Raw genomic sequence first — 25,860 nt, forward strand, 5'->3', positions numbered from 1 at the left:
CCATAATCACACATGTTGATTAACAAAATTATACAAATATGAACCATGTTGGATTTTATTATTGTTGTAAGGCTCTGTATAAAAATGCTACAAATTGGGCACGTGTTACTGAAGATTCTGGTTTAAAGTAACCGTTATCCCCTAACGCAATATCATTTGCCGCCAGAGCGATAATATAGTCATGTGCCCAATGTGTTGATGGAATATCTTTAAATGTATGTGTGCTCGTTGGTGATAAGTTTAATGCTATAGCTAATACTTTCGCTATTTGAGCACGTGTCATATTTTCATTTGGCTTAAAGTATCCGTTAATACCTTGATACAGACCAGCTTGTTGCACCAACTTGATGGTTTCATAATACCGATGATTTAGTGGAATATCCTTAAATGTTTGTGCTTCCTGTATGGGATTTAGTTTAAAAATACGGGAAAATATTAACGCAACATGCTGACGAGAAATCGGATCATTTGGTTTAAAAGTACCATCCACATACCCTGTAATATATCCACGTTTAGCAAAATCACCAATCATTGTGTAAGCCCAATGATGCACGGGCACGTCTGAAAAGATAATATCTGTAATGGGCTCTTGCGGTTGCTTAGGATCAGTCGGTACCAGCTGAGGAAGCTCTATTGGTGCTGGTGCTGCTGGCTCTACAGGCGCTGAGTTTCCTGGAATTTGTGGTGAATCTACGGGTGCTGGTAGCTGCTCACGATATATTTCAACTTTGTATTTCTTTTTCGTAACCCCGTCTGGTGCTGTTATTTCTAGTAAAATAGTATTTGCCCCGAAGTTTAGTGACACTGTCATTTTCTTTCCACTGCTGCTTGGTATTCCATTAATCATCAGCGTTGCATCATGGTCATCCAGTATTGGTGTTAAATCTATACTATTCACATTTACATCAACATTAACTGAATATTTTTCAATTTGAGAATCAAATGACGGCTTCAAATTTCCATAATTCAACGTTAGACTTTTTAAATTTGCGTTACTCGATGGGAATCTCGTTACCGTTACTGTATAGGTCTGCGTTGTGTTATCTTCTGCTGTTACTTCTATTGTTACCGTATTCTGTCCTACATTCAGCGGAATCGGATCTGATGCTGTGCCACTACTCACCACATGCCCGTCCACCTTTATTTTAGCTGTGGCATCTGCTGCTGTTGGTGTTACTGTTAAACTAGTAATAGCATTCTCTACGCTTGCTGTATAGGTGAAATCTCCCCCATTAAATACAGGAAGGAATGACCCCGTGCTTAGAGTGAGATCACTCAGGTTAGCATTATTCGATGGGAATCTCGTTATCGTAATTGTATAGGTCCTCTGCGTTGTGTTATCTTCTGCTGTTACTTCGATTGTTACCGTATTCTGTCCTACATTCAGCGGAATCGGATTTGATGCTATGCCACTACTCACCGCATGCCCGTCCACCTTTATTTTAGCTGTAGCATCTGCTGTTGTTGGTGTTATTGTTAAACTAGTAATGGCATTCTCTACGCTTGCTGTATAATTGCTATCTCCTGAGCTAATTTCAGGAGATAGTATTCCTGAGCTTAAAGTAAGACTAATTAGATTAGCATTACTTGATAGCGCCCTCGTTACTTTCACTTGGTATGTCTTTTTTGTGCTATTTAAAGCTGTTACTTCTATTAATATTGTATTACTTCCAACATTAAGGGGAATTGTAGCTGATGTTGCACCACTACTGACTAGATTCCCATTAACCTTAACTGTTGCAGTTGAATCTATAGCATTTGGTATCACTGTAACGGTTGAAACTGTGTTCATTACATTGACATCATAAGAAAGTATTTCTTTAGAAAATTGTGGAGAAAGCGTTCCTTCATTTAAATGTAAGCCCTCTAAATCCGCTGAATATAAATGCACGGTGGAGATTGACTTATTTCCTGCATGATCTTCCGCAAACAATGTATATGTCCCAAAATTATCCACAACAATTTTATTCTCAGTGAACGGATTTCCTCCCGTCAAAAAATAAGATTCATTTTGATTTCCAAATGCCCATTTCTTCGTTTTCACTCCACTTTTACTATCAGTAATGGTAATTGGAACTTCTAATTTCTGATTGGTAATTATGGTCATATTGCCACTTGTAATGATTGGTGCATCTTTATCGATATTATCAATAGTAATCGTTTGAACAGTTGAATTTAATAAAATATCCCTTGCATACCACGTAATCGTTCGATTTTGATCTATACTAACAAAAGAATCTACTAATGAGTTTCCAGCTGTATTAAAATATGATTCATTTTGAATGCCATAATCCCACTTTTGAATCTTCAAATCACTTTCACTACTAATATTTGCCGTAACTGTAACATCACCATTTGTCCATCCTGTAGGGGACTTTGTTAAATTGATCACTGGTGGTGTTGGATTTAATTTTAATGTGTAATTCACTTTTTCATACCTTAAACGTTTATGTGTTCCATTAGAAATGGTTTCATAGTAGCTTAAATTAGCCCATAAAGCATTAGCAGGAACGGTAGCACTTTCCACAACATTTACACCATCTACACTATAGCGGTATTTTTGATTCGTTATTGGGTTTTTCCCACTCCCAATATCACCATCAAAATTACTTACTGTTATCCACTTAACATCAGAAGGAATATCAGTCCAATTGTGAACATACTGCTTTTCTACAGATTTTCCATCACGACTAAACATGTATTCTATACCATTATCTAATGGCAGAGTAATTGGAAAAAATGTTATCCATTTCGCATCTGTCGGTAAACTATCTCTATCGGTAAAATTTTTTGTTAAATAATCTCCACTATATATATGAAGAATCCCTGCAGAATCTCCTTCTAGGTATTGGATATAGGATAGAACCTCTCCATTAACTGTAATTTCTGCTGCCTTTGTTGCATTTGGTAACAAGCCCAAACTACATAAAATAATAACAACACTAGTGACTAACAATAGCTTCCACTTTTTTAACGGTTGTTGCATCAAATCCCTCCTTCTTCTTTATTTAGTGATTCATCAGAATTACCCTCACTATCTATTCACTACTTTATATTACTCAAAAGTAATATTCAACAAAAATATTACTCTTTCATAGTATAATGGCGCGAAGCTGTTAGATAGCCTCACGCCTAAAAAATCATTTTTATTGCTGCATTGCTCGGTATATAAAAACTGCCAATTGGGCTCTTGTCACAGAAGCTTCAGGGTGGAACTTGCCATTATCCCCTAATGTAATCTCTGCTCGCTCTAATGCCGCAATATAGCCAACACTCCAATGATTGCTATCTACATCCTTAAAAGAACTCTTACCTTCTGATTTCAGCTGTAGTGTATTTGCTAAAATTTTAGCTAATTGTGCCCGTGTAATATTGTCTGTTGGATGAAATGCTCCATCCGCTCCATCAATAATGCCTGCCTGCTGTAAGGTCATAATCGCATCATAGTACATATGATTTGGTGCTACATCCGAAAAGGCTGCTGTTGGGCGAATCACCTCGAATTCAAAAGCACGTGTGAATAATGAGGCAACATGCTGGCGGCTAATTGATTCATTCGGTCGGAAAGTACCATCTTCATATCCTTTAATAATGCCCTGCGTTGCTAATGCCTCAATCATATCCTGTGCCCAATGGTTTTCAATATCTTGGAAAGTCACCACGGAAGGCTTTGGCTGTGGGGATTGCTGTGGTTCTTTCTGTTCTTCCGTTGGCAATATTATCCATTTTGCATAGAGCGTTAAATTCTCCCTCATAAGCGTATCTTCAGCCCATTGTATCGTTAGCGCTTTATCTATATACCAACCGTCAAAACGAAAACCTTCCTTTGTTGGTACAGGTAAATCACTGACTCTTGTATTATAGGTAATCTCCATGTCCTCTAAAGATAGGCCACCATTTGTCTCGAAGGATATTTGAATAGACGTTGATGGATGAGAAGCACTACCTCCATCCGGCATTGAAGGACCATTGGCATTACCTCCACCAGGTGTTGAAGAATTCGCTATCCATTGAGCATACAAAATTATATCTGCCTCACCTATTATTAAAGGCGTATTTGCTATATAGGCTATACCCTTACCATCCTGTGCTGTATTCCAGCCCGCAAAAGTATAGCCTGTTCTTACTAGATTTCCACTATTTCCTTGTACCATTACTGTTTCATTTTCTTCATATAATGTACTATCCTTTGGCACTGTCCCACTTGTTGCACCATTTGCATTATATATGACTGTATAAGTTGGGTTCGCTGTCCACTGGGCATACAAGATGACATCGGCTTTTCCCATTTGAAAGGTTGCATTTTCGGCATAGGATATTCCCTTACCATCTGCTTGTGTATTCCAGCCTTTGAATGTGTAGCCTGTTCTTACTAGATTTCCACTATTTCCTTGTACCATCACTTTTTCATTTTCCTCATATAATGGACTATCCTGTGGCACTATACCACTTGTTGCGCCATTTGCATCATATTTGACTGTATATGTTTGGTTAGCTACCCACTCCGCATACAATATAATATTATCTGTACCCATTGGGAAGGTATCATCCACTGCATATGCTGTGCCTTTACCATCTGCTTGTGTATTCCAGCCTTTAAAGGTATAGCCTGTTTTCACAAGATTATCGCTATTAACCTTCACTGTCACAAGGGCATTTTCTTCATATTTCTGATCATCTTGTGGCACACTGCCTCCCGTTGCTCCATTTGCATCGTAGATAATGTTATAATAATTTGGCACTTCATACGCGCCTAAATCAATCGCCGCTCCTTGCACACGTTTTTTCCCAGCAAGGTCTGTCGTTATATCTGCTAATTCAGGATAACTAGCATTCCCTTGATCTATTACTGGAGAATCTGCTTTTAAGCGATAATCTTTCTTGCTTGAATCCATAAACACATCTGTTGGCAGATAAGTGGGCGTATCAACAGCCGTCCCAGTCGTATCAAATAGTTTCCCTCTTATGTTCTTTCCTACTTCCACATCGAGCAAGCTATTTTCAACTTTACCTTTATAATTATAAAAGGCGATTTTCTTGTTATTTCCGATAATAATACTATTTTGAATTTTACTAGCTGAGCCACCTCCAGAAATAGCACCCACTCCATATTTCGGAACATCGCCACTGATGGTCACATTCGTTAAGATGATATTACTAGTTGGAGAGTCAATACTTATAGTAGCACCATCAAAATCTGCCTTGTTGCCAGTAAATAACGTATTTCTTAAATTGGGGCTACTACTGCCATCATTGAACATACCGCCCCCAATATACGCTTCATTTCCAATGAATAGCATATTCGTTAAAATTGGATTACTGACACCATCATTAGACATAGCCCCTCCACCATAACCGGCCTTATTTTCACGAAATGTTACAGTTGTCATCATCGGGCTACTATTGGTATTGTGCATGCCGCCCCCGTTGATTGCATTGTTTTGATCAAACGTCACATCAGTTAAGCTTGGGATACTATAGTTCGTATTAAACATCCCTCCTCCTAACTGACTTGCCTGATTTTTATTGAATAGCACATTTTTCAATAGTGGACTACTATTGCTACCAGTATTAAACATCCCTCCTCCATACTCCGCCTTATTCTCGCTAAATGTTACCTCCATTAAGTTGGGACTGCTAGCATCATTGTATAGAGCACCTCCATAAAAAGTAGCTTCATTTTCATTAAAGGTTACGTTTGTTAAAGTTGGATTATTGGCATAATTGTACATGCCACCACCATGTTGAGTTGCCTTATTTCTATTAAATTCAACTTCCGTTAAGATGGGATTACTCATGTTACCGTTGTATATACCACCTCCGTATACTGCTTCATTGCTAGTAAATGTTATATTTGTTAAAGTCGGACTACTGCTACCACCATTATAGATAGCGCCTCCATAGCCAGTCGCTTTATTTCCATCAAATTTGACACCACTTAATCTTGGACTACTACTAGCATTGTAGATAGCGCCACCTAGGTACGCTTCATTTCCGCTAAATAGAACATTTGTTAAAATCGGGTTACTTCCTCTAGTATTATACATAGCACCTCCATAGCCTCCACCATCTCCCTGTGCCTTATTCCCGGTAAATAGGACATTTCTTAAGAGTGGGTTATTGCCATCGCTATTGTACATCCCACCACCATACATATGCGTCCCCTTATTAGCAAAACCTCCCGTAATGGTGACACCATCGAGAATGGCTGTTTCATTTAATACACTTACATCAGGGTCATATCGATGATAAAATACATGATAGGCATTTTCTCCACTAGGAAGTGCTCCACTTAGTATAGTTTTGTATGTGTTAAAATCTCGCTGCGCTAATGTCTCTTCATCACCTTTAAAACCGCCATAAATTTCCACACCATTTCTCATTCGGAATGCTACGCTGCGTGAATCATTTACATCCATTTTTCTAGTTGGTGTGTATGTTCCTTGGGCAATCCAGATTTGCTGTCCACTTTGTGCGCTATGTAAAGCGGATTGTAAATCTTGAAATGCATTGACCCAACTTGTACCATCATTATTCCCAACAGTAGCAGTTGCGTCCACATAAATAATAGAGTTACCTGCTGACAATAACGATGGCTTTTGTTCTGCGATGCGAATTACATGCTTACTAATGGCGGATTGCCCAATGATTCTAAACCAAATATGATAGTCCCCTGCATCTGTTAAAACAAGTGGCGTTAAAGTATTGAATACTGTCCATGTATTTCCTTTGTCGTTAGAAGTCTCTATCTGTAGACTAGCACTATCAACTGTAGTTGTTGTCGCTTGAATAGTAACAGGACTTGAAGCAATGTCACCATCTATATAAGGCTCTCCATCTGTTGTGAGTGTGACAGTTAGTATGGGCTGTTCATGATCATTCGTTTCAGCATACACTGGGAAACTACCAACTACAATCTGTGCCATTAACAAATAGATGACAAATACCGATACTGCCTGCTGCCATTTTCTCATAGCATTCTCCTCTTTCTATACATTTTACTTCTACCAATATGTGATTGAAAAAGAATAGGAGCACTCTCTTACATCAATCATGTTCTAATGCATATACGAATAACAAACATATACGATAATTATATTATTTAAAAATTTTAAATTGCTATAAAAGCAAAATGCGACTCTATTTTGGATTAATTTTACATATTAAACATTAAACATCAATCCCATGTACAATCTCCCTTCTTCTTAATGGTGTCACTCATTCACTAAGTCTATTTAAAGCCCCATCGATTTTTACAGTAGTTTAAAAGGTTTGATTTGATCCTAAAAAATCTGGATGAACGTTAACAGAGATGTTATTTTGGTACTCATAGATCCTTCTTTCTACATCTTGATATAAAATAACAATAAGCAATTTTATATTACTCAAAAGTAATATTCAACTATATAAAAGAAAAATCATTTTCTTTTATATAGTTATTTCCTCTATTTTCTCTAGTAAATATCCTTTCTATTACTAAAGTTACAATTATCTATCTCTTGGCTTTTTACTTTGGCAATAATTGAATGAATGCTAATCATTCAATCAATTCACTAAAACACTCTGAAACCCATATGTGTAACTAAATCTTTCCAAAAACACCCCTTGTCCCCTGAAATTTCACTAATCCATCTACAGTTGCTAATTGACCAATCAATTGCTTTATACCTTCTTTTCTGTAGTAGAAAGTTACATTTTCTAACTTACTCTGTTCAAGCATATTAAACAGTCTCTCCATTTAAAAGATAAAGGTCTGACTAAATAAGCCAGACCCTTAAGTAATAATTACTTAACAGTAATACGGCCACCTTTATCTCCTACATATGGCATTGGTGGATACATCATTACATTCACCTCCTCTTTTCTTCTTTAATTGAGTGAACCATTTGAAATACTAATGGTAATCACTACATATTTCTAATATTATATTACTCAAAAGTAATATTCAACTTTAAAAAAAGAAAAAATCAGTATTTTCTTTTTTTAAAATTATGAAGTGGTTGATTATTAGTCATGACTTCCCCTATCCAACATACCATCTATTAATAAATTCACAATATCAGTGGCTATCTCTTCTGGCGTTTTTTGCTTTGGCAGTAATTGAACAAATGTTAATCGCTCAATAATACCTATTAAGCTCTCTGCAACTATATGTGTATCTAAATCTTTCCGAAAATAGCCAGCATCTACTTCATAATCCAGATTCTCTTTAATTTGCTTGACGATTTGTGCCTTTATTTCATCAGCCTTTGTCGATAAATATAATCCAATCCTTGTTAAATTTGGGTTTTTAGCAAAAAATGCTAATAACTCCTTAACATTATGGATAATACGTGATTTTACTGTTGCTTGCTCTAATGCAGGCTGTAAGCGGCTTTTTTTGGCTAAATCCATCATTCGTAAACGAAAAAGATTCTCTAATTCTTCAAAAATGGACTCTTTATTTTTAAAATACAGGTAAAAAGTAGGCTGACTTAATGATGCACTTTTTACTATCGTACTCACCTTCGTTTCATGATATCCATGCTGCGCAAACTCTTTCGCTGCAATTTCAAGTAATAATGCGCGACTTTCTTCTCCACTTGCGCCTTTTGGTCTACCTCTTTCTGCCATAAAAAAACTCCTCCATTTAAGTACCCTTAAAACTTTTTTCTATAAAAAAAGCCCTTTATAAGGATAGTTAGTTGTAAAACCTTACTTCCAATAAAAAGGACTAAATTTATTACTAGGGTAACATGAAGGACTTCATTAGAGCAATGACTTTGATTTCTACCCGCAGTAAATTGGAAAAAATAAACTGTTACTCCATCCTCATAACAGGAATAGTGACTGTCACTTTTCCTCCACCCGTTATCGAATCATTAGCGAGTGTTATTACCCCATCATGCTTTTTAATAACTGACTCTGCAATATAAAGGCCCATACCATGATGATCTGTTGTATTTCTACTTGGGTCTCCACGATAAAATTGTTTGGTAGCCTCTTTTAAATCTTTTGCTGAAAAACCAGTACCACTATCTTTCACAGTAAAATGAATAACATCCCCCTTTCCTTCAACAGATAAAGTGACTTTGCCGTTATTTGGTGTGTGCTCAACTGCATTGACAATCACATTTAATAGAGCCCGATAAAAAAGCTCTTCCTCTATCATAATGGAAGTAGGTAGCCTGACCATTTCTACACTAACTTCAAGATTTTTTTCTAAAGCAAGAGCTTTCATTTGTTGTTCGACCTGTTGAATAAAAGAATGCATGGCGACATTTGATTTTGAGGTGACAATACCTTGCTCCACATTCGAAAGATCCATTAATTGCTTTGTGAACTTTTCAATTTCAACCGTATTTTTTAATATATAATGGTTAAATTCTTTTTGCATTTCATCTTGGGCGGTGTCCAATAAAAGTTCGGCATTTCCCCGAATAATCGTCAATGGTGTTTTCAGGTCATGTGCCAGTGCTGATATTTGTTCTCTGCGCAATCTTTCTGCCCGCCATTGCTGTGTCAAAGAAGTATTTAACGCTTCCTTCATTTGTTCGAAAGAAAGAGCAATATCATCAATTTCTTGGATTCCAGACGGTTGTAAATGAAATGCCAAATTTTGATGTTGTATTTTTTCAATAGCTTCTTGTAAGCCCATCATTTTTTGTTTTAGTCTTCTGCCAAAATGAACAGCAAGTACCGCTGCTTGTACAACAACTCCAATAATAAAAACTAATAAAACCGTTAATTGCGGATTAGGTAAATAATTTCTTATGATAGCAGAGCGATACTCAGGTACTAAACTATAGCGTAAAATACATACTTCCTGTTCGCGCTCAATAAATGCATAAAATCGAGAACTTCCCTGCTTTTCTCCTTTTTGTTTTAACTGCCATGCATAGGAAGCCTCTTCTTTAGTTAAATTGCCTGAAATAAACTCTCCCTGGTTTGAAACCACTGCATATTCTACAAGGTCAGGGATCATCTCATCCGTTACCGAGCTGCTTGTAGCAATTCGATCTTTTGCTAACGTGATTTGTGCCTCTGCATAATTTGCAGGTAAAATAATATTAGCTGAAAAGGCAAACATAAATAGACCTATTAATAGTGCCACTAAAAGAATGATGCCAATGCACAGAAAAAATAAATATCTCAGAAAAAATGTATGCAGACGTGTTCCTTTCCTCGGTTTTACGGTTTCCACTTATAGCCAATCCCCCAAACCGTATCAATGACTTCTATATCAAATGCATGCAGCTTTGAACGAATATTTTTAATATGCTCTGTTATCGCTGTACTGTCACTTTTGCCATCAAATCCAAAAATCGTTTCGTATATTTGTTCTTTAGAAAAAACTTGCCCGCGATGACGCGCTAAAAATTCACATATTTCATACTCACTTTTGGTTAACGGAATCCTCTCATTTTGAACAAATAGTTCTTTACCAGAAAGATTAAAATGAACTTTACCATGATAAAGAACATTCCGTTTCTCTCTATTTTCACGTCGAATATGAGCATTTACCCTTGCCCGTAGTTCGCCAATACTAAAAGGTTTGATTAAATAGTCATCTGCACCTAAGCCAAGACCAAACATAATATCTTCCTCTAAGGTTTTAGCGGTAAGAAAAAGAATCGGACAATCTACAGCATGGCGAATTTGCCTACATAGCGTAAAGCCATCAATAGCAGGCATCATCACATCAAGTAAGATTAGATCAAAGAAGCCTAGATCCATCTTCTCTACCTCTGTCGAATTAAACACAATATTTACTAAATGATTATCTTTATGTAGTGCATTTTTAACCAGCATTAAAATATCAATTTCATCATCAACTACTAATATATTTGCCATAATTTATCCTCAACCATCCATTCCTACTATTCAGCTGCTCTACCTTCCCATCTCCAAAACCATAGGCAAGATAATGCAAAAGCTAGTATGCTTCCAGCTAAGCACCATATTATACTAGTTTGGATACTTCCTTCGAGCAATGTTAAATTTGTGCCCGCCGAAGTTAGAATCCATAAAGAAACAAAGTGACCGCTCCATCCATACGGTAAAAAGGGCCAAATAGCATCACCTAAACCAGTAAGCAACAAAGCGACCAGCAGGGCTTCTACAATGCCTAAACCAATCGAAGCACCTTTTCCAAATTGGAAGCTTACAAATAAATGTAAAATATAAAAAATAATATGACTGCTGAATAAAATACAGGCAGCAACACTATAAAATAAATAGTCAAAATCTACTTCATGTAATAATTCTCTAAAGCCCATACTAAAAATAGCTACAGACATAAAGATGGCTCCAAAGCTATACATCAATAATAATATAAGCTTACTCAAGTATGCCTTTATTTTTATTTTTGTTGAGACTAGCATGCTTTGATAATGACCTGCCTTCGCCTCCTGATCGGATGCCATTGCACATACTAATCCTATAATCATAGGTAGTCCACACGCTAGGCCTTGAAAATAGGCAGTTACTTTTCCGTGAAAATCCCATGGTGAATAGGAATAGTAAGCTAAAAACAATCCAGAAATAGCAATGGGGACAAGTAGATGTGTAAGTAGTAATGGAGTTCGTCTTGTTTTAAGACTTTCTGCTCTCAATAATCGTAACATGTCCATTTGCTATTTGGCCTCCCTTTTTTGAAACCACTTTGTCGTGAGTGAAGTGATTATGATAAACCAAGTGATCGTTATCAATAATCCAGGAAATATAACATCGTTATTGAGTAAAGAACTACCCTCAGGTACTGGTAGACCATTTGGTAATATACCGAGAGTTGAGCATAATAGACGTGCACCTATTGCAAAAGGATAGCAATACCATAGCTCTCCATCAGCAAATACTACAATCCCTACGATATTGGCAACTACATTGAGCAAAATAGCCAAATAGGTTCCTAATTTAGCTGCCAGAAAAAGACATAAGGGAATTTGCCACAAAAACGTTACGAAAATAATTAGAGAACTTAATAAGCTGCTTGTTATTGGTAAGCTATGATCAAATAGCCAGCCCCCTACTGTAATTCCTCCAAAGAACATACTAGTGATAATGAAAAGCCATACACCTGATGAAAGTATTTTTCCCAACCAAACCTTTTTGAGGCCAAGTGGTAGTGCAAGTATACTATGGTATTTCAACTTCTTATCTTTTTCGATCACTAAGGCACAGCAAATCGTCAGTGCACCTGGCAGAAGCATCGTATACCACCAGTTATAAGCTCCTGTTTGAAAATATTCACCTCCCATCAGTACAGCGCCTATAAGTAAGGTTATAAGTGGCGTAAGCCACAGTAGTTTGGGAATAAAAGTTCGCTTCCATTTTAATTGTTCTGCTTTCATGATGGCTAACATACTAATGACCTACCTTTCTGTTGGCAGTAACAACCTGCATGAAGAGTGACTCTAATTCATGACCTTGTGGAGCTGGTCCCTGATAGCCAAGCTTGCCACCAGCAATAATGCCAATATCATCCACAACTTGTTCTACCTCATGCAAAATATGACTAGACAATATAACAGTGATACCTTGTTCTGGCAAGGAGCGAATGAGCTTACGAAGCTCTTGTATACCGATTGGATCCAAACCATTTGTCGGCTCATCTAAAATTAACAGTTTCGGTTTGTTTAACAGCGCAATTGCTATACCTAATCGTTGCTTCATCCCTAAAGAAAACTGACCTGCTCGTTTTTTCCCCGTATTCGTTAAATCTACAATCTCCAATACTTCGTCAATCCGACTTTGTGGTATGCCTAACGCTATCGTTCGAACTTTTAGATTCTCTTTAGCTGTTAAATTATCATACAAGGGTGGTGTTTCAATTAAGACCCCGATATCCTGCAAATCTTTTCTTGACCATAGATGTCCATTAAAAATGATATCTCCAGCATTAGGTCGTAGCATGCCCGTTATCATCTTTAAGGTTGTAGATTTTCCCGCTCCGTTAGGTCCAAGTAAGCCATAAACTGAATTACGTTTAATTTCTAACGATAAATTAGCTACAATGTTTTGTCCTTTAAACGCTTTATTCAGATTGTTTGTTTTCAATATCAAATCTTTCATAATTAGGCATCATCCTTTCGATGACCTTAGTGTAAAAAATAAATATAAGGATTTTATAAGGATTCCATAACAATTACTTACTTGCGATCGATTACTAAAGCATAAAAAAAGCATTTGGAATGACTTCATTCCAAATGCTTCGATCCTATCAATTTTACATAAATTCTTTTACTAAATCATTAAAATCATTTTCGCTCATTTTGATATCGATATCTGTTAATGGTAACTCAGAGTAGCCAGGTACTTTTTCTTGATACGACGTTGTTTCAGTATCATGATAAATAATGCCTGTTACTAAGCCCTCGTGTTCCATCACTGTACGCATTGCCATACCACGATCTGAGTGATCATAACCTTCAACATCTGCTAATTTTGTTAAATTTTCTTTAAACCAATCATATGTGTTCACTTTGTTATACGTTACACAAGGTGAAAAGACATTGATAAATGAGAAACCTTTATGGTTAATACCAGCTTCAATTAGTGCTGTTAATTCTTTAATATCTGTAGAGAAGCCCTGCGCCACAAATGTTGCACCACTTGTTAACGCTACCTCTAATGGTTTCAATGATGGCTCAATCGCTCCACCTGGTGTAGATTTTGTAATAAATCCAGCAGCTGAACGTGGAGATGTTTGACCTTTTGTTAAACCATAAATTTGGTTATCCATTACAATATAAGTTATATCAATATTACGGCGGATGGCATGAATTGTATGCCCCATACCAATAGCAAATCCATCACCATCACCACCAGAAGCGATAACATGTAAATCACGATTAGCCATTTTTAATCCCTGTGCAATCGGAAGTGCACGGCCATGAATACCATGGAATCCATAAGAATTGATATATCCTGAAATTCGACCTGAACAACCAATTCCTGAAATGACAGCAAGTTCATTTGGTTCAATGCCGACATTTGCAGCAGCACGTTGGATAGCTGCTTGTACTGAGAAGTCTCCACAGCCTGGGCACCAGTTTGGTTTCACTGTATTACGAAAATCCTTAAATGTTGCCATTAGCGAGTCAACTCCTTCACACGATTTTCTAATTCACCTGGCAAGAATGGTGTACCGTTATATTTAGTGATTGTCACGATTTTATCGTGACCACCAACATTCATTTTCATAATATTAGCTAATTGACCTGTATAGTTATTTTCTACAACGATCACCTTTTTCGCTTGTGCAACAAGAGGTGCTATTTCTGCAGATGGGAATGGGTGAATTAATCGAATATGTGCATGATTCACTTTCATTCCTTGCGCATTCAGTCGCTCTTGCACTTCTTCAATAGCACCTCTTGTTGAGTTAAAGCCTACTAATAAAATATCGGCTTCCTCATGTGGTGCATTGACAAAGACTGGGTTATCAAATTTCAAACTCTCTAATTTACGGAAGCGTTTATCCATTTGAGTTTGGCGATTACCTGTTGCCTCAGATGGCTTCCCTGTTTCATCATGTTCAACACCTGTAACGTGGTGAATACCATGTAATGTACCCGGTAATACACGAGGTGAAATGCCATCTTCTGTATCTTCATAACGCTTGAAGTAGGCTTTATCTGCCGCTTCCTCAAGATCATCCATCACAATTTTACCGCGACGAATTTCAATTTTCTTATAATCAAATGGCTCTACAGATTGTTTTCCTAAAGATAATTGTAGATCTGTCATTAAGATTACTGGTAATTGTAATTCCTCTGCAATGTTAAATGCTTGGATCGTATCAAAGAAAGCTTCCTCCATTGTAGAAGGTGCAATGACTACCTTAGGAATTTCTCCATGTGTACCGTAAAGCATAGCCATCAAGTCAGATTGTTCTTGCTTAGTTGGTAACCCAGTTGAAGGGCCGCCACGCTGTGTATCCACTACTACTAAAGGTTGCTCTGTCATACCTGAAAGACCGATTGCTTCCATCATCAATGAAAGACCAGGACCAGCTGAAGCGGTAAAGGAACGTACGCCACCAAAGTTAGCGCCAATAGCCATTGTTGCTGCTGCAATCTCATCTTCCGTTTGGATTACCGTACCACCGAATTTCGGTAATTTTTTAATCAAGTATTCCATGATTTCAGAAGCAGGTGTAATTGGGTATGCTGCCATAAAGCGTGTCCCAGCAGCTATTGCGCCAAGTGCTATTGCGTCGTTCCCAATCATAAACATACGACGTTTTCCATCCGCAGGTGCAAGCTCCCATTCCCCTATACGATCAACTAAAAGCTCATTCATAATTTGACGACCACGTGTAATGGCTTCCATATTTTTTTGAACGACTTCTTCGCCCTTTTTACCAAAAATATCATCGACAACATTTTGGAATACTGCATCTTCTAGATTTAGCAATGACGCAGTTGCTCCGATAGCCACCATGTTTTTCATTAACGAAGTACCAAGCTCTGCTGCTACTTCTGTGAACGGTACTGCAAATAATGGTGCTTTTGAATCCTCTGGTTTAACAGGATCAAATTTTGCATCGGCTAAAATAATACCCTTTTCTGTAAGCTCTTTATAATTGACATCAATTGTTTCTTGATCGAATGCCACTAAAATATCTAAATCATCCGCAATTGAACGTACTTCTGTTGGACGAACTGTAATTTTATTATTCGTATGGCCACCTTTAATTCGAGAAGAGAAGTGACGATAACCGTATAGGAAATAACCTAGACGATTCATTGCCATTGAGAAAATCTCACCTGTACTCTCAATCCCTTCACCCTGTTGCCCACCGACTTTCCATGAAAGCTGATGTAACATGTCAACAACTCCTTAAATCCAATGTGTACTATTATTTTTCCTTCATAAGTTTAACACGAAGAAACCGTCTGGACTATTGTTTCTCCACGATTTAGGCGAAAATCAGACCTTTGACTGAAAATCCTGTTCATAAAGTTGTAATTTTCAAATCTAAGCAAAATCACGCCCCTATTTCAAGTGACATCTATCATATGTAAAACAGGAAAACGAAAAAATGCTCCGTCACAATAGTATGTGACAGAGCATTTTACTTCATTACTTTTTTATCGAATACGTTTTTCCACTAACAGCTTTAATGCTGTTCGTTCTTCTCCAGCAATCAAAATATCGGCAAACGCCGGCGCGCAAATTAAATCTGTGCCACTTGGCGCTACAAATCCGCGTGCAATGGCCACTGCTTTCACGGCTTGGTTAAGTGCACCTGCCCCAACTGCTTGCATTTCTGCCTGCCCTTTTTCTCTGATTACCGCGACTAATGCACCTGCAACTGAATTTGGATTAGAGCGTGATGATACTTTTAATGAATCCACAATTATTCCTCCCCGTTTCGCGAATAGTGTTTACGCTCAACAACTTATGTCCCCCTTTTTGGACCTCAAGTTATTGTCCGTAGCACATTTTATGCTCCGCAAAACGGAAATAGACTAGTTTGACAAAGAAACCTATATCCCCGTAAAAGAAACGTAAAAAAACATTCTTCGACTTATCTACCCTTGAAATGGATAGTCTTCATTTATATAAATGCGTTCACAGGCTATAGCCTTTCCTGTTCGATCATCCATCTCTACAAAGAAACCACTTAAAACCTCTCGCCCTTTTTTTGGAACTTCAAAACGAGATGGCATGTTTGTTTGGAATTTATAGATGACACTTTCCTTCGTCATACCTAAAATTTCATCATACGGCCCTGTCATACCAACATCCGTGATATAAGCTGTACCTTGCGGGTAAATTCTTGCATCTGCTGTTTGCACATGTGTATGTGTCCCAACAACCGCTGAAGCCTTTCCATCTAAATGCCAACCAAGGGCGATTTTTTCACTAGTCGCTTCAGCATGAAAATCCACGAAGACAAGTGGAGATATTTGTCGAGCCTCTGCAATCAATTGATCTGCCATTGCAAACGGATCCTCATGTGGTGGTAAAAATACCCGACCATGTAAATTAATGACAGATAATGTCACGCCATTTTTAGAAATCTGGACCATACCTTTACCAGGTGCTTCACTTGAAAAGTTTGCCGGACGGATTAAGTAATCCGCGTCATCAATAAAATCAAAAATATCTTTATTATCCCATGTATGATTACCCATTGTAATAACATCTACACCGATTTGTAGCAAGCTATTATAAATATTACGAGTAATCCCTCGGCCTGCCGCAGCATTTTCCCCATTTGCAATCACAACATCTGGGTTATACTTCTTTTTTAAGCGAGGTAAATATTTTTCCACCGCATCTCGACCAATTGAACCAACAATATCACCAATAAATAGAACTTTCATTATGCAAGACCACACTTTCTCTAAATAACATCTTTTAGTTTACCATCTTTGCTTTGGCAATCGCAAAGTAAAAACGCAAGCCTTACTCAATTTACACGTTTAAATACTATTATCATCTTATTGATTAGTACCAGTTTATCTAGGATTGCTGGATGGGAAATTGTGCATCTTTTTTATTAGAGGAGTCCCCATTGGGATTGAGTTGCCCTATAAAAAACGCGCCGAATTTCCATTTACTCATTATATATGTTATACAAATGGAGCAACTGAGACTGACAATAAATGAAATGGCAATAACAGAAAATACACTTAATGTTTCGATAAAATTCGTTAAAAAAATTTTAAATAGGCTATTAACTAGGGGATGTAATAAATATATACCGAAGGAATAACGACTAATAAAAATGATAAATTTCGGCATTTTTCTTCTATTACTCGCGATGAAAAATAACAGAAAAGTTACACTGAATGTATAAAGGATAACGTCTATTCTCTTTGAATGAACTTCCGCAATAATACCTGATAATTGAGAGGTTAGCAAAATGCTTACTGTGATTAGTAATACTGCTAGTAACAAATAACGAAAACGCTGTAACCACGATAGAAATTTATTATAATTTTTTCCACAGTAATAAGCTACTACAAAATAAGCAATCCACGCAGGAAATGGCATCTTATTAAAAAAATCCCATTGTAAACTAGTATACGCTAAATCAGGAAAATACTTAAATGGATCTAAAAAATTAAAAAAGGCTAAGTAACTAAAATTAATGAAAAACGCAGTCATTATTACTTTATAGGCAGGGTATCTCGATACAATAAATTTAACAAAAAATGGATGTATGATATAAAATTGAAAAATGATCACGATAAAATAACCATGGAAATCACCTTCCAAATAATTTAATAGTAGTTTTTTGGCAAATTCCATAGAAGGCGATTCGATGGATTTAAGAACGGCATCAAGTAGTCCAATAAAAAGAAATGGCGTTAACATATATTTATAACGTTTTACATAAAACTTTTTCGGCAAACGATCTGAATAGGAATAGGCAATGACAAACTCTGAGATAAATATAAAAAGAGGTGTCCCGAACATAAAGATCAGCTGAATAGATGTCAGGATTACGAATAGTGGACCTTCTTCTAAGTCATACATGTTCAATGCCAACGTAACACTATGCATTAACACAATCCCTAAGCAAGCAACGAATCGTAGTAAATATATTTCTTTGATTTCTCGCTTCATCACCCTCACCTGCCATTTCAAAGGAATCAATTTGCCTTTCAATTATGCTACTTATCTTACTAAATGCAGGGATAAAATTATTTGCTATCGGTAATTGTTCGCTTTAATTGCACCAAAATATCTCGCATTGTTTGAGGCTCAATAATAAAATTACCTACTAATAAAATAAACATCGTCCACAAGGAAATACATATAGCGGCTACAAGCCATGAACCTGCAGATGTAATATGGAGCTCGATAAAAAATATAAATGGTGTCGCTGCAGTAAGTGCAAAGATACTATTTTGCACAATTTTTTTGACAGTATCTTTAGGTGAATTGTGTAAAATCTTTTTTGAAGAATAAATGATTAAATCATAAGTACGATAGCCGTATGAACAAATTCCGCCCAGTAATATTCCTTCTGCGCCAAAATACTGTACAAAAACAAGAGAAACTACTAGGTTAATTAATGCTTCCATAATGGCATGCTTTTTCGTCTCTCTAAAATGTCCTGCAGCGTTCACTAACGTATTTGCAGGAATCCGAATTGTGTTCGCTACTCCTACAATGACAAACAATATTGCCAACCAGGGCCTTATGTAATTGGCATCTTCAATACCTGCTGTATAAATCGTTATAAATGGCAATATTAAAATAGCTGTACATGTGTAACTAAAAGCAATGATGCCATAAAAAATATATTCAAAATGATGAAAATACTTTTGAAGAGCGTCCTTATCCTCTTTGACAAGAATGTCGCCAAAAGCTGCTAATATCGCCCCTGAAAAAGTGGATATAAACAATGTGACTGCATTAAACACCATACTATAAACTGTAAATACACTGACTTCTGTTAAGCCCAGAAAAATCGTTATTAAAATAAACGGTGTGTTAAATACCACTAACGAGGCAATTTGATGAATTAAAGCATCCCATTTATCTTTAATTGCTAACGGATTAGCTTGTTTTTTACAATTGAAATATGGATATTTCTTTTTAACATAGAAACTTAAAAAAAGAACATCCAGTAATAATAAGGCACTTGAACTAGCAACAACAATGACGATGGAAAAACCAAATGCTATCAAAGTAACTGACAATAATGCACTCGCAAAAAGCAACATTGTTTGAATGCGAAAAATAACATAGCTTTTTTGATCTGCCGACAGTAAAACTAAATATTTTCCTATAAAAAAATACTCCCACACGCCACTAATTCCCAAAATAAGTACCATGTAAAGAGCCGTACGCATATTCACTTCATCTTCTACTAATAACGGATAACAAATGGACAAGATGGCGACTAATCCAACAAAGACATAACCCGAACGTCTATAAAAACGATTAGTCGCTGAAAGAATTCCATTTATTTGGTCTTTATCACCCTTGGCTAGTGGCTTATAAAGTGCCACTATAGATGCATTACCAACCCCAGCTTCTACTATTTTTAAGTAACTTAAAAATTGCTTAATCGACGAAACAAGCCCGTTTGTAGCAGAGCCGTATGTTGTCATAAATAGTCGAGGTAAAATGAAATTAATAACCGCTGCAACAACTTGTAGCAATACATTAGACATTAAATTTAAAACTACTCTCTTAGTTCTCATGCTGGCAAGCACCTTTTCTTTTAGTAAAAGTAGGAATTAAACCTTTGCAATCACTGATCCGCCGATTAAGCCTATTCAACATAAAAAGTAAAAGAATTTGTTTTTTCTTTAATAGCCAAGTATAGACCTTTAATTTGAGCGGCATATTTGTCACTCGAATCGCATGCAACGATCCATGAATCGCTTCATGAATCAACATTTTCTTAATAAAGGTACGCTTTTCATGTAAACGCTTATGGTTGAATCTATTCAATTCATTATTCACCGCTGCCATCACTAAATAAGTAAAATAATACTGAAGTTGTTCAGCAAAATTAGGAACCTGGTCTGCTTTTCTGTACTTTAAAACTTTCAAATGTTCATATAACACAAGTATTTTTTTAAAAAACAACTGATCATAACTAGTTGTCATGGAAGAAGAATGCTGACGGTAATGATAGAGATACTGATTTTCTAATATATAAATACTTTCTGCATCAAGTAAGCTAGGATATGTACAAGCAGCATCGTCCCCCATGCAAATTTGATCATCCACATCAAATAGATTTTTCTCTAATAGGTCTCTTTTAAATATTTTATTAGATAAAGATGGATATAATCCAAAACGGTAATACTCGCCCGAATATAGCATAATTGGATATACTTCTTTTTCCATCCTATCCTTCCTGTACAAACCGGGCGCGACAAGCTGTGATCTCTTCACTTCTTGGAATGGATAATTTTCTACAATGTCACAAATAACAATATCTACATCAAAAATACGTGCAGTATTACATAATGATTTATACATATCAACTTCTATCCAATCATCACTATCTACATAACCAACATACTGTCCTTTGGCGACCCTTAGCCCTGCTTTACGGGCACTGACAGCACCACTATTTGCTTTATGAATGACGGTAATTCTTGGATCAGATTCGGCATATTCATCGCAGATTACCGAGCAGTTATCAGTCGAGCCATCATTTACTAATATCAACTCAAAATCTACGAAATTCTGTCTCAAAATACTATCAAGACACATTTTTAAGTAAGGTTCTGTATTATAGACGGGGACAATAATGCTTAAAAATGGCACTCACCTCACCTCTCATTCATAGTAGTTCCCTTACTTTTACTCATAGTCAGTGCAAACATAATTAATAAAATATGATATGGAAAATAATCCATGACAAATGAATCAAGTCCTATATTCGCTATTAACACGATATAGAGAGGAATAGCGTTAATTGAGAGGATTTGAAAGCCTGGTGTATTCATAATTCCAACATTCTCTCTAAGTACTTTATAGAGGCTAGAAATGTATAATACTGACAAGGCCACGCCAATTAAACCTATATAATAAGGGGTTGATAAGTACATTGTATGTGCCATTTTCACCTTCGCAAAGCTTGTGCCAAATCCTGCTCCCAAAACAAATACTTTCGTGTTTTGAAAGATTTCATTTATAAATAGGCCCCAACTACTCACTCGACCAGTGGTAATGGCATCTGTCGATATTCCTGACCCAAAAAACCGAATCCAATAAATTTCAAATAACTTCTCGTAAAAAAAGTAGAGAGCAACCCCACAAATAATCACGATAAAAGACGAAAATTTAATAGCTGTCTTCACATTATTTTTAATGAAGACAATAAATGTCATCATAATAAAAACGACTAATGTAATAATAAACATTTTGGAATATGTCAGTATGCCAAAAAAAGCTAATATTAAGAGTAATACAATTGACTTTTTTTCCTTTTTTCCATCCAGATTAAAAAGTACTAATAAACAAGCCATAGCTATTAATATTTGCAAACTAAAGTAATTTGGATCTAAATCTAAACCCGTAAATCTTGTACTAATCGAGTTCATTGTCTTCACTGTATTCACAATGGTCATTGATTCTATAAAATGATCGATTTCTGGAACGGAATAACTGATCAAGCGCACGATTGAAGCAGCTAGTAAACCCGATGTATAGATATACGTATACCTTCTGAAATATGCCTTATCATTGAGGGTCAATATTGCACAAAAGAGCACACTATAATTCAACACAAAGCCTAAAACTGCCATAAGATTACCACCACTAACTAACGTTACGGCCACCGTATAAAATGCAAATAAAAAATAGGTCAATAACAGTCGTTTTGAAATACCTTGCTTTTGTAAAAAGAGCGTCAGAATACTTAACAAAATATAGAAAGAACTAAGTACAACAAGTAGTGAATATCCTGATATATCGAATTTAATGACATAAACCCACGAAATAAAAAACAATAAATAGTCAATTCGATGCTGCTGCTTATCTAGCAGCATCGCTATACTGGTTAAAAGGAAGAAGAGCCAGAGAAATAGATTATGACCTGTATATATTTTGATTACGACAAAGATACTTGAAATTATACAAATGAGCACACTAAATTTCTTAGATTCCACTATCATGTAGCATCAAACTCCAATACAAGTTGCTCTTGAGCTTTTTCGTTTGTGTAGTGATTTTCTTCTATGTAATTTTTCATATTGTGTAGTAATTCTGTATTTTTCATAACACTAGAAATGACGTGAAAGATGTCTTTCATGTTAAAGCCTGTTATCAATCCGTTATGACCATGACAAATTTGTTCACCTGCTGCGGCAAAGTCTGTTGTAATAACAGGCGTTTGTACAATTAATGCCTCCCCTATGACCATTGGATAGCCTTCGTAGGCTGATGTTAAAATGAATACATCACTACATTTTATAAATGGATAGGGATTTTTCATTTCCCCTACAAATTCAACTACATCCTCTACACCTAGTTGCAAAGCTAATTGCTGATTCGAAAGTAGATCTGGTCCATCACCTAAAATGCGCCAGCGAAAATTACTTATAGAAGCTTCCTTTAACAACTTACACAGATGTGGAATAAGGTCGAACCTTTTTGTACTATTTTCAATTCGCCCAACAGATATTAAATCCAACTCGCATTTAAGAAACGGTGTATATTGACATGCCAGTTCTTTAATCTCTTCGATTGGAAAAAAATTATAAACCACTTGAATTTTATGTTGATATTCTGGAAGGAAACTTATTAAATTTTCCTTACATGCTTCTGAAACACATAACAATCGATCAAAATTTTTATAGGTTTTGACACAAGCTTCATAATTAAAATTCGCTTTAATGGGATCTGTATGAATCCATGCGAACTTACGATCTGCTATCACAAATTGATCTACAAATAAATTGGTCCCTTTATTGAAATATTGATTGGGTACATCATTAAAATAAGAAATGGCAATATCATAATGACAATTATTGCGATGTTTTTTTAAAAGCATCGAATAGAAATTGTGGGAACCTATTAATCGAACAACTATCATACACACAATACGTAAAATAATATGCCATATGTTATTTCTTTTTTTCACTTCAGCAAAAGGTGTAGCAATTAGTTGTAACAGTAAGTTCCCTGTATTTACCTTCACATTGGAAGGAATATCGTTCATTAATTCCCCTCCACTAAATGTGAAAACATCTATCTCATATTTCTCGTAGAGGTATATTTCTTTTAGCATATTAATTAGCGCCTTTTGGATACCACCCATTTGAAAATTTTGTGCAACAAATAATATTTTCATATTAGTCCCCCTAAAAATACTACTGTAAATTTTCATATTGCTCTTACGTTTGTGGATAAAAAACGGATCGATAGCCCCTACGAGCCATTCCCTTTGCTGCTCACGCTCCGCATAGCTTTTATAAATTACTGTATAAATCTGTTATCCGTTTCTCCATTTTCGCCCAGCTATAACCTTCTTCGTACAGCGCCTTCATTTCACGAGAAATTTCTGGCCATTCTTTCCTACGCTTTACCAAATTCTCAATTCCGTTTTGTAAACTCTCTCTATTGTAATCAATAAGTTCTCCAAAATTATTTGTTGCAACTACTTCTGACATTCCCGTATTTTTCACCATAATCAAAGGCTTACCAAGCATTAATGCTTCATAGAATTTATTGGGTGCAGCATAATAATGGTTAGAAATAGTAGGGTCATAAATAGCCGTCATAATGTCACAACTATTTTCTAACTCTATTGTTTTTTCATAGGGTAACTTACCATAAAAGTGTATATTGTCATGCATTTTCGAAGTTTCCAGCAAAGTATCAGCAAACTTACCAAATCCGCCAATATGCAGCTCATAACTTGGCGTATTCTTTACAACTTCAACCAATTCACTAATCAATCGATTTTCAGTAAGTATACCGACATAAACTATTTTTACTTTTTTCGGATTCAAATCTAAGCAATTATTTGAATCTATATCACGTGGAGTATTGTATATGACCTCTATTTTTTTAGGTGAAGCTTTAGCAATCTGTTCTTTGCGCTTTTCTGTACATATAATGACTGCATCCACACTATTCATAAGACATATATCTATACTAGCAATGACCTTTCCAATACTCTGTGGTCCATAAAATGGTGATGTATACGAATCAAATACGTCGTAGATTACTTTTTTCCGAAGTAATTTCCCACATATTGTACCTACTAGCGCTGTATCAAAATCACAAGCGTGAATCATATCATAGGTATTTTTATGGCGAAGTAACCATTGAAAAAGTTTAAGTTGAAATTTTATAAATGGGACTAAGTTCTTTTTCAAACCTTCTCCAAATGTTGCCGGAATACCAAACCTTGTAATACGAATTGCATGTTCACCTTCTAACAGTTGGTCCTTTATTTTATATTTTTTATCTCTATCCCAAGCTAAAATGTGTACATTCCAATTATTTTTTGCAAGGCAATGTGCCTCCTTTTCAACCCTTGGATCTGGAGAAACAGGGTTACTCCTCATAAAAACAACTCGCATCTCATATGACCCCCTTAAACACTGAATGTCTCTAGCGCTTCAGCTACTTTTTGCTACCTTTTATGTCCTTACAACTTAAAGATGCTTTCCCATTTTAAAAAAACTTCCACCATTTTTTTGTGAAAGTATCATCTGGTTCATATACAATTAATGGCTGATTATTAATAATTCGTTCGTTATTTTCAAGCAAAAAATCTACTACATCCAAATCTTTTTGTTTTTCTAAAAATCTAAGTCCCTTTTCAAATAAGAAAGGACGTGTACTTAAATTATGCACATCCGAGCCATATGTATGGACAAGATTCGAGCGCACTAAATTTAGTGAAAGCTTTTGGATCGTTTTTCCAAACAATCCTGCTAAACTTCCTGATGTAATTTGTGCAAGTGCCCCCACACGTATAATTTGTTCCAAATGTCTTGGATTTTCTGAAATGACTCTATTTCGCTCTGGGTGTGCAATAATTGGTGTTATGCCTGCTGTTAATAACGAGTAAATGATATCCTTTGTAAATTTGGGGATATGATTAGAGGGAAGTTCCAACAGCAAATAATTGGAGTTTGCTAATGTATGTATTTGTTTTTTTTCATACAATTCTAGAATGTTACCTGCCAAGCGTACCTCTTGTCCCGTGTAAAGTTTTAACGGCATGTTACGTTGGTCAATTGTCATTTGCAACTGTACAATTTGCTCATTCACGACATTAAATGGGACATTATACAATGGATGTAAAGCATGCGAAGTGGAAACAATCGTTGAAATCCCCTCCAAAATGGCCTGCTCAAATAAACAAAGTGTCTCTTCAAGCGTTTTCGGACCATCATCGACATCAAATAATATATGACTGTGCATATCAAT

At 36.1% G+C, this 25,860-nt stretch carries 20 protein-coding genes; all 20 read right to left on the reverse strand.

Translation table 11 applies throughout. The annotated features are described in order from the left end of the window. Positions 1-58 precede the first annotated feature (58 nt). Positions 59-2,986: a cadherin-like beta sandwich domain-containing protein gene (locus JIN86_RS07795; RefSeq protein WP_202341635.1), complete on the reverse strand. Its 2,928-nt coding sequence runs from the start codon at positions 2,984-2,986 to the stop codon at positions 59-61. 160 nt (positions 2,987-3,146) lie between these two features. Then, on the reverse strand, positions 3,147-6,974 hold the full coding sequence (locus JIN86_RS23490; RefSeq protein WP_237497166.1) for an InlB B-repeat-containing protein: 3,828 nt from the start codon (positions 6,972-6,974) through the stop codon (positions 3,147-3,149). A 608-nt stretch (positions 6,975-7,582) separates the two neighbouring features. Beyond that, positions 7,583-7,720 carry a hypothetical protein gene (locus JIN86_RS07820; RefSeq protein WP_004224881.1) on the reverse strand — a complete coding sequence of 46 codons (138 nt, stop codon included), beginning with the start codon at positions 7,718-7,720 and terminating at the stop codon, positions 7,583-7,585. A gap of 287 nt (positions 7,721-8,007) precedes the next feature. Further along, complete coding sequence (locus JIN86_RS07825) at positions 8,008-8,613, reverse strand: TetR/AcrR family transcriptional regulator (RefSeq protein WP_202341636.1); 606 nt, start codon at positions 8,611-8,613, stop codon at positions 8,008-8,010. Between the two features lie 187 nt (positions 8,614-8,800). After that, on the reverse strand, positions 8,801-10,183 hold the full coding sequence (locus tag JIN86_RS07830) for a sensor histidine kinase (protein ID WP_202341637.1): 1,383 nt from the start codon (positions 10,181-10,183) through the stop codon (positions 8,801-8,803). Further along, positions 10,171-10,833 (reverse strand): response regulator transcription factor, encoded by a 663-nt coding sequence (locus JIN86_RS07835; RefSeq protein WP_004224888.1) that lies wholly within the window; start codon positions 10,831-10,833, stop codon positions 10,171-10,173. The genes JIN86_RS07830 and JIN86_RS07835 overlap by 13 nt, the downstream gene beginning before the upstream one ends. A 26-nt stretch (positions 10,834-10,859) precedes the next feature. Beyond that, positions 10,860-11,612 (reverse strand): lantibiotic immunity ABC transporter MutG family permease subunit, encoded by a 753-nt coding sequence (locus JIN86_RS07840; protein WP_202341638.1) that lies wholly within the window; start codon positions 11,610-11,612, stop codon positions 10,860-10,862. Positions 11,613-11,615: 3 nt separating this feature from the next. Continuing rightward, positions 11,616-12,344: a lantibiotic immunity ABC transporter MutE/EpiE family permease subunit gene (locus JIN86_RS07845; RefSeq protein WP_004224892.1), complete on the reverse strand. Its 729-nt coding sequence runs from the start codon at positions 12,342-12,344 to the stop codon at positions 11,616-11,618. Between the two features lies 1 nt (position 12,345). Beyond that, positions 12,346-13,053 (reverse strand): lantibiotic protection ABC transporter ATP-binding protein, encoded by a 708-nt coding sequence (locus JIN86_RS07850; protein ID WP_202341639.1) that lies wholly within the window; start codon positions 13,051-13,053, stop codon positions 12,346-12,348. 154 nt (positions 13,054-13,207) lie between these two features. Continuing rightward, positions 13,208-14,074, reverse strand: coding sequence for a 2-oxoacid:ferredoxin oxidoreductase subunit beta (locus JIN86_RS07855; protein WP_004224896.1), 867 nt, complete (start codon positions 14,072-14,074; stop codon positions 13,208-13,210). Continuing rightward, positions 14,074-15,813 (reverse strand): 2-oxoacid:acceptor oxidoreductase subunit alpha, encoded by a 1,740-nt coding sequence (locus JIN86_RS07860; RefSeq protein ID WP_004224899.1) that lies wholly within the window; start codon positions 15,811-15,813, stop codon positions 14,074-14,076. The genes JIN86_RS07855 and JIN86_RS07860 overlap by 1 nt, the downstream gene beginning before the upstream one ends. 263 nt (positions 15,814-16,076) lie before the next feature. Beyond that, entirely contained in the window at positions 16,077-16,343 is a 267-nt protein-coding gene (locus JIN86_RS07865) for a stage V sporulation protein S (protein ID WP_004224903.1), read from the reverse strand. A 177-nt stretch (positions 16,344-16,520) separates the two neighbouring features. Next, on the reverse strand, positions 16,521-17,318 hold the full coding sequence (locus JIN86_RS07870) for a TIGR00282 family metallophosphoesterase (protein ID WP_004224906.1): 798 nt from the start codon (positions 17,316-17,318) through the stop codon (positions 16,521-16,523). Between the two features lie 139 nt (positions 17,319-17,457). Next, on the reverse strand, positions 17,458-18,567 hold the full coding sequence (locus JIN86_RS07875; protein ID WP_202341640.1) for an acyltransferase family protein: 1,110 nt from the start codon (positions 18,565-18,567) through the stop codon (positions 17,458-17,460). A 77-nt stretch (positions 18,568-18,644) separates the two neighbouring features. Next, a complete protein-coding gene (locus tag JIN86_RS07880) occupies positions 18,645-20,156 on the reverse strand; it encodes a lipopolysaccharide biosynthesis protein (protein ID WP_202341641.1) in 1,512 nt (503 codons plus the stop codon). After that, complete coding sequence (locus JIN86_RS07885; protein ID WP_202341642.1) at positions 20,146-21,237, reverse strand: glycosyltransferase; 1,092 nt, start codon at positions 21,235-21,237, stop codon at positions 20,146-20,148. The genes JIN86_RS07880 and JIN86_RS07885 overlap by 11 nt, the downstream gene beginning before the upstream one ends. A 5-nt stretch (positions 21,238-21,242) precedes the next feature. Continuing rightward, complete coding sequence (locus JIN86_RS07890) at positions 21,243-22,589, reverse strand: hypothetical protein (RefSeq protein WP_202341643.1); 1,347 nt, start codon at positions 22,587-22,589, stop codon at positions 21,243-21,245. Next, positions 22,586-23,767, reverse strand: a complete 1,182-nt coding sequence (locus JIN86_RS07895) for a glycosyltransferase (protein ID WP_202341644.1) — start codon at positions 23,765-23,767, stop codon at positions 22,586-22,588. Before JIN86_RS07895 ends, JIN86_RS07890 begins: the two co-directional genes overlap by 4 nt. 118 nt (positions 23,768-23,885) lie before the next feature. Further along, on the reverse strand, positions 23,886-25,004 hold the full coding sequence (locus JIN86_RS07900; protein ID WP_202341645.1) for a glycosyltransferase family 4 protein: 1,119 nt from the start codon (positions 25,002-25,004) through the stop codon (positions 23,886-23,888). A gap of 94 nt (positions 25,005-25,098) precedes the next feature. Continuing rightward, complete coding sequence (locus tag JIN86_RS07905) at positions 25,099-25,854, reverse strand: tyrosine-protein phosphatase (protein WP_237497193.1); 756 nt, start codon at positions 25,852-25,854, stop codon at positions 25,099-25,101. Positions 25,855-25,860: the final 6 nt, after the last annotated feature.

This window comes from Lysinibacillus sp. HST-98 (genome assembly GCF_016757845.1).
Taxonomy (GTDB): domain Bacteria; phylum Bacillota; class Bacilli; order Bacillales_A; family Planococcaceae; genus Lysinibacillus; species Lysinibacillus capsici.

Excerpts from the sequence above, each read along its gene's own strand:
- JIN86_RS07795 (WP_202341635.1), bottom strand. The coding sequence starts at position 2,986 with ATGCAACAACCGTTAAAAAAGTGGAAGCTATTGTTAGTCACTAGTGTT.
- JIN86_RS23490 (WP_237497166.1), bottom strand. The coding sequence starts at position 6,974 with ATGAGAAAATGGCAGCAGGCAGTATCGGTATTTGTCATCTATTTGTTA.
- JIN86_RS07820 (WP_004224881.1), bottom strand. The coding sequence starts at position 7,720 with ATGCTTGAACAGAGTAAGTTAGAAAATGTAACTTTCTACTACAGAAAA.
- JIN86_RS07825 (WP_202341636.1), bottom strand. The coding sequence starts at position 8,613 with ATGGCAGAAAGAGGTAGACCAAAAGGCGCAAGTGGAGAAGAAAGTCGC.
- JIN86_RS07835 (WP_004224888.1), bottom strand. The coding sequence starts at position 10,833 with ATGGCAAATATATTAGTAGTTGATGATGAAATTGATATTTTAATGCTG.
- JIN86_RS07840 (WP_202341638.1), bottom strand. The coding sequence starts at position 11,612 with ATGGACATGTTACGATTATTGAGAGCAGAAAGTCTTAAAACAAGACGA.
- JIN86_RS07845 (WP_004224892.1), bottom strand. The coding sequence starts at position 12,344 with ATGTTAGCCATCATGAAAGCAGAACAATTAAAATGGAAGCGAACTTTT.
- JIN86_RS07850 (WP_202341639.1), bottom strand. The coding sequence starts at position 13,053 with ATGAAAGATTTGATATTGAAAACAAACAATCTGAATAAAGCGTTTAAA.
- JIN86_RS07855 (WP_004224896.1), bottom strand. The coding sequence starts at position 14,074 with ATGGCAACATTTAAGGATTTTCGTAATACAGTGAAACCAAACTGGTGC.
- JIN86_RS07860 (WP_004224899.1), bottom strand. The coding sequence starts at position 15,813 with ATGTTACATCAGCTTTCATGGAAAGTCGGTGGGCAACAGGGTGAAGGG.
- JIN86_RS07870 (WP_004224906.1), bottom strand. The coding sequence starts at position 17,318 with ATGAAAGTTCTATTTATTGGTGATATTGTTGGTTCAATTGGTCGAGAT.
- JIN86_RS07875 (WP_202341640.1), bottom strand. The coding sequence starts at position 18,567 with ATGAAGCGAGAAATCAAAGAAATATATTTACTACGATTCGTTGCTTGC.
- JIN86_RS07880 (WP_202341641.1), bottom strand. The coding sequence starts at position 20,156 with ATGAGAACTAAGAGAGTAGTTTTAAATTTAATGTCTAATGTATTGCTA.
- JIN86_RS07890 (WP_202341643.1), bottom strand. The coding sequence starts at position 22,589 with ATGATAGTGGAATCTAAGAAATTTAGTGTGCTCATTTGTATAATTTCA.
- JIN86_RS07895 (WP_202341644.1), bottom strand. The coding sequence starts at position 23,767 with ATGAAAATATTATTTGTTGCACAAAATTTTCAAATGGGTGGTATCCAA.
- JIN86_RS07900 (WP_202341645.1), bottom strand. The coding sequence starts at position 25,004 with ATGCGAGTTGTTTTTATGAGGAGTAACCCTGTTTCTCCAGATCCAAGG.
- JIN86_RS07905 (WP_237497193.1), bottom strand. The coding sequence starts at position 25,854 with ATGCACAGTCATATATTATTTGATGTCGATGATGGTCCGAAAACGCTT.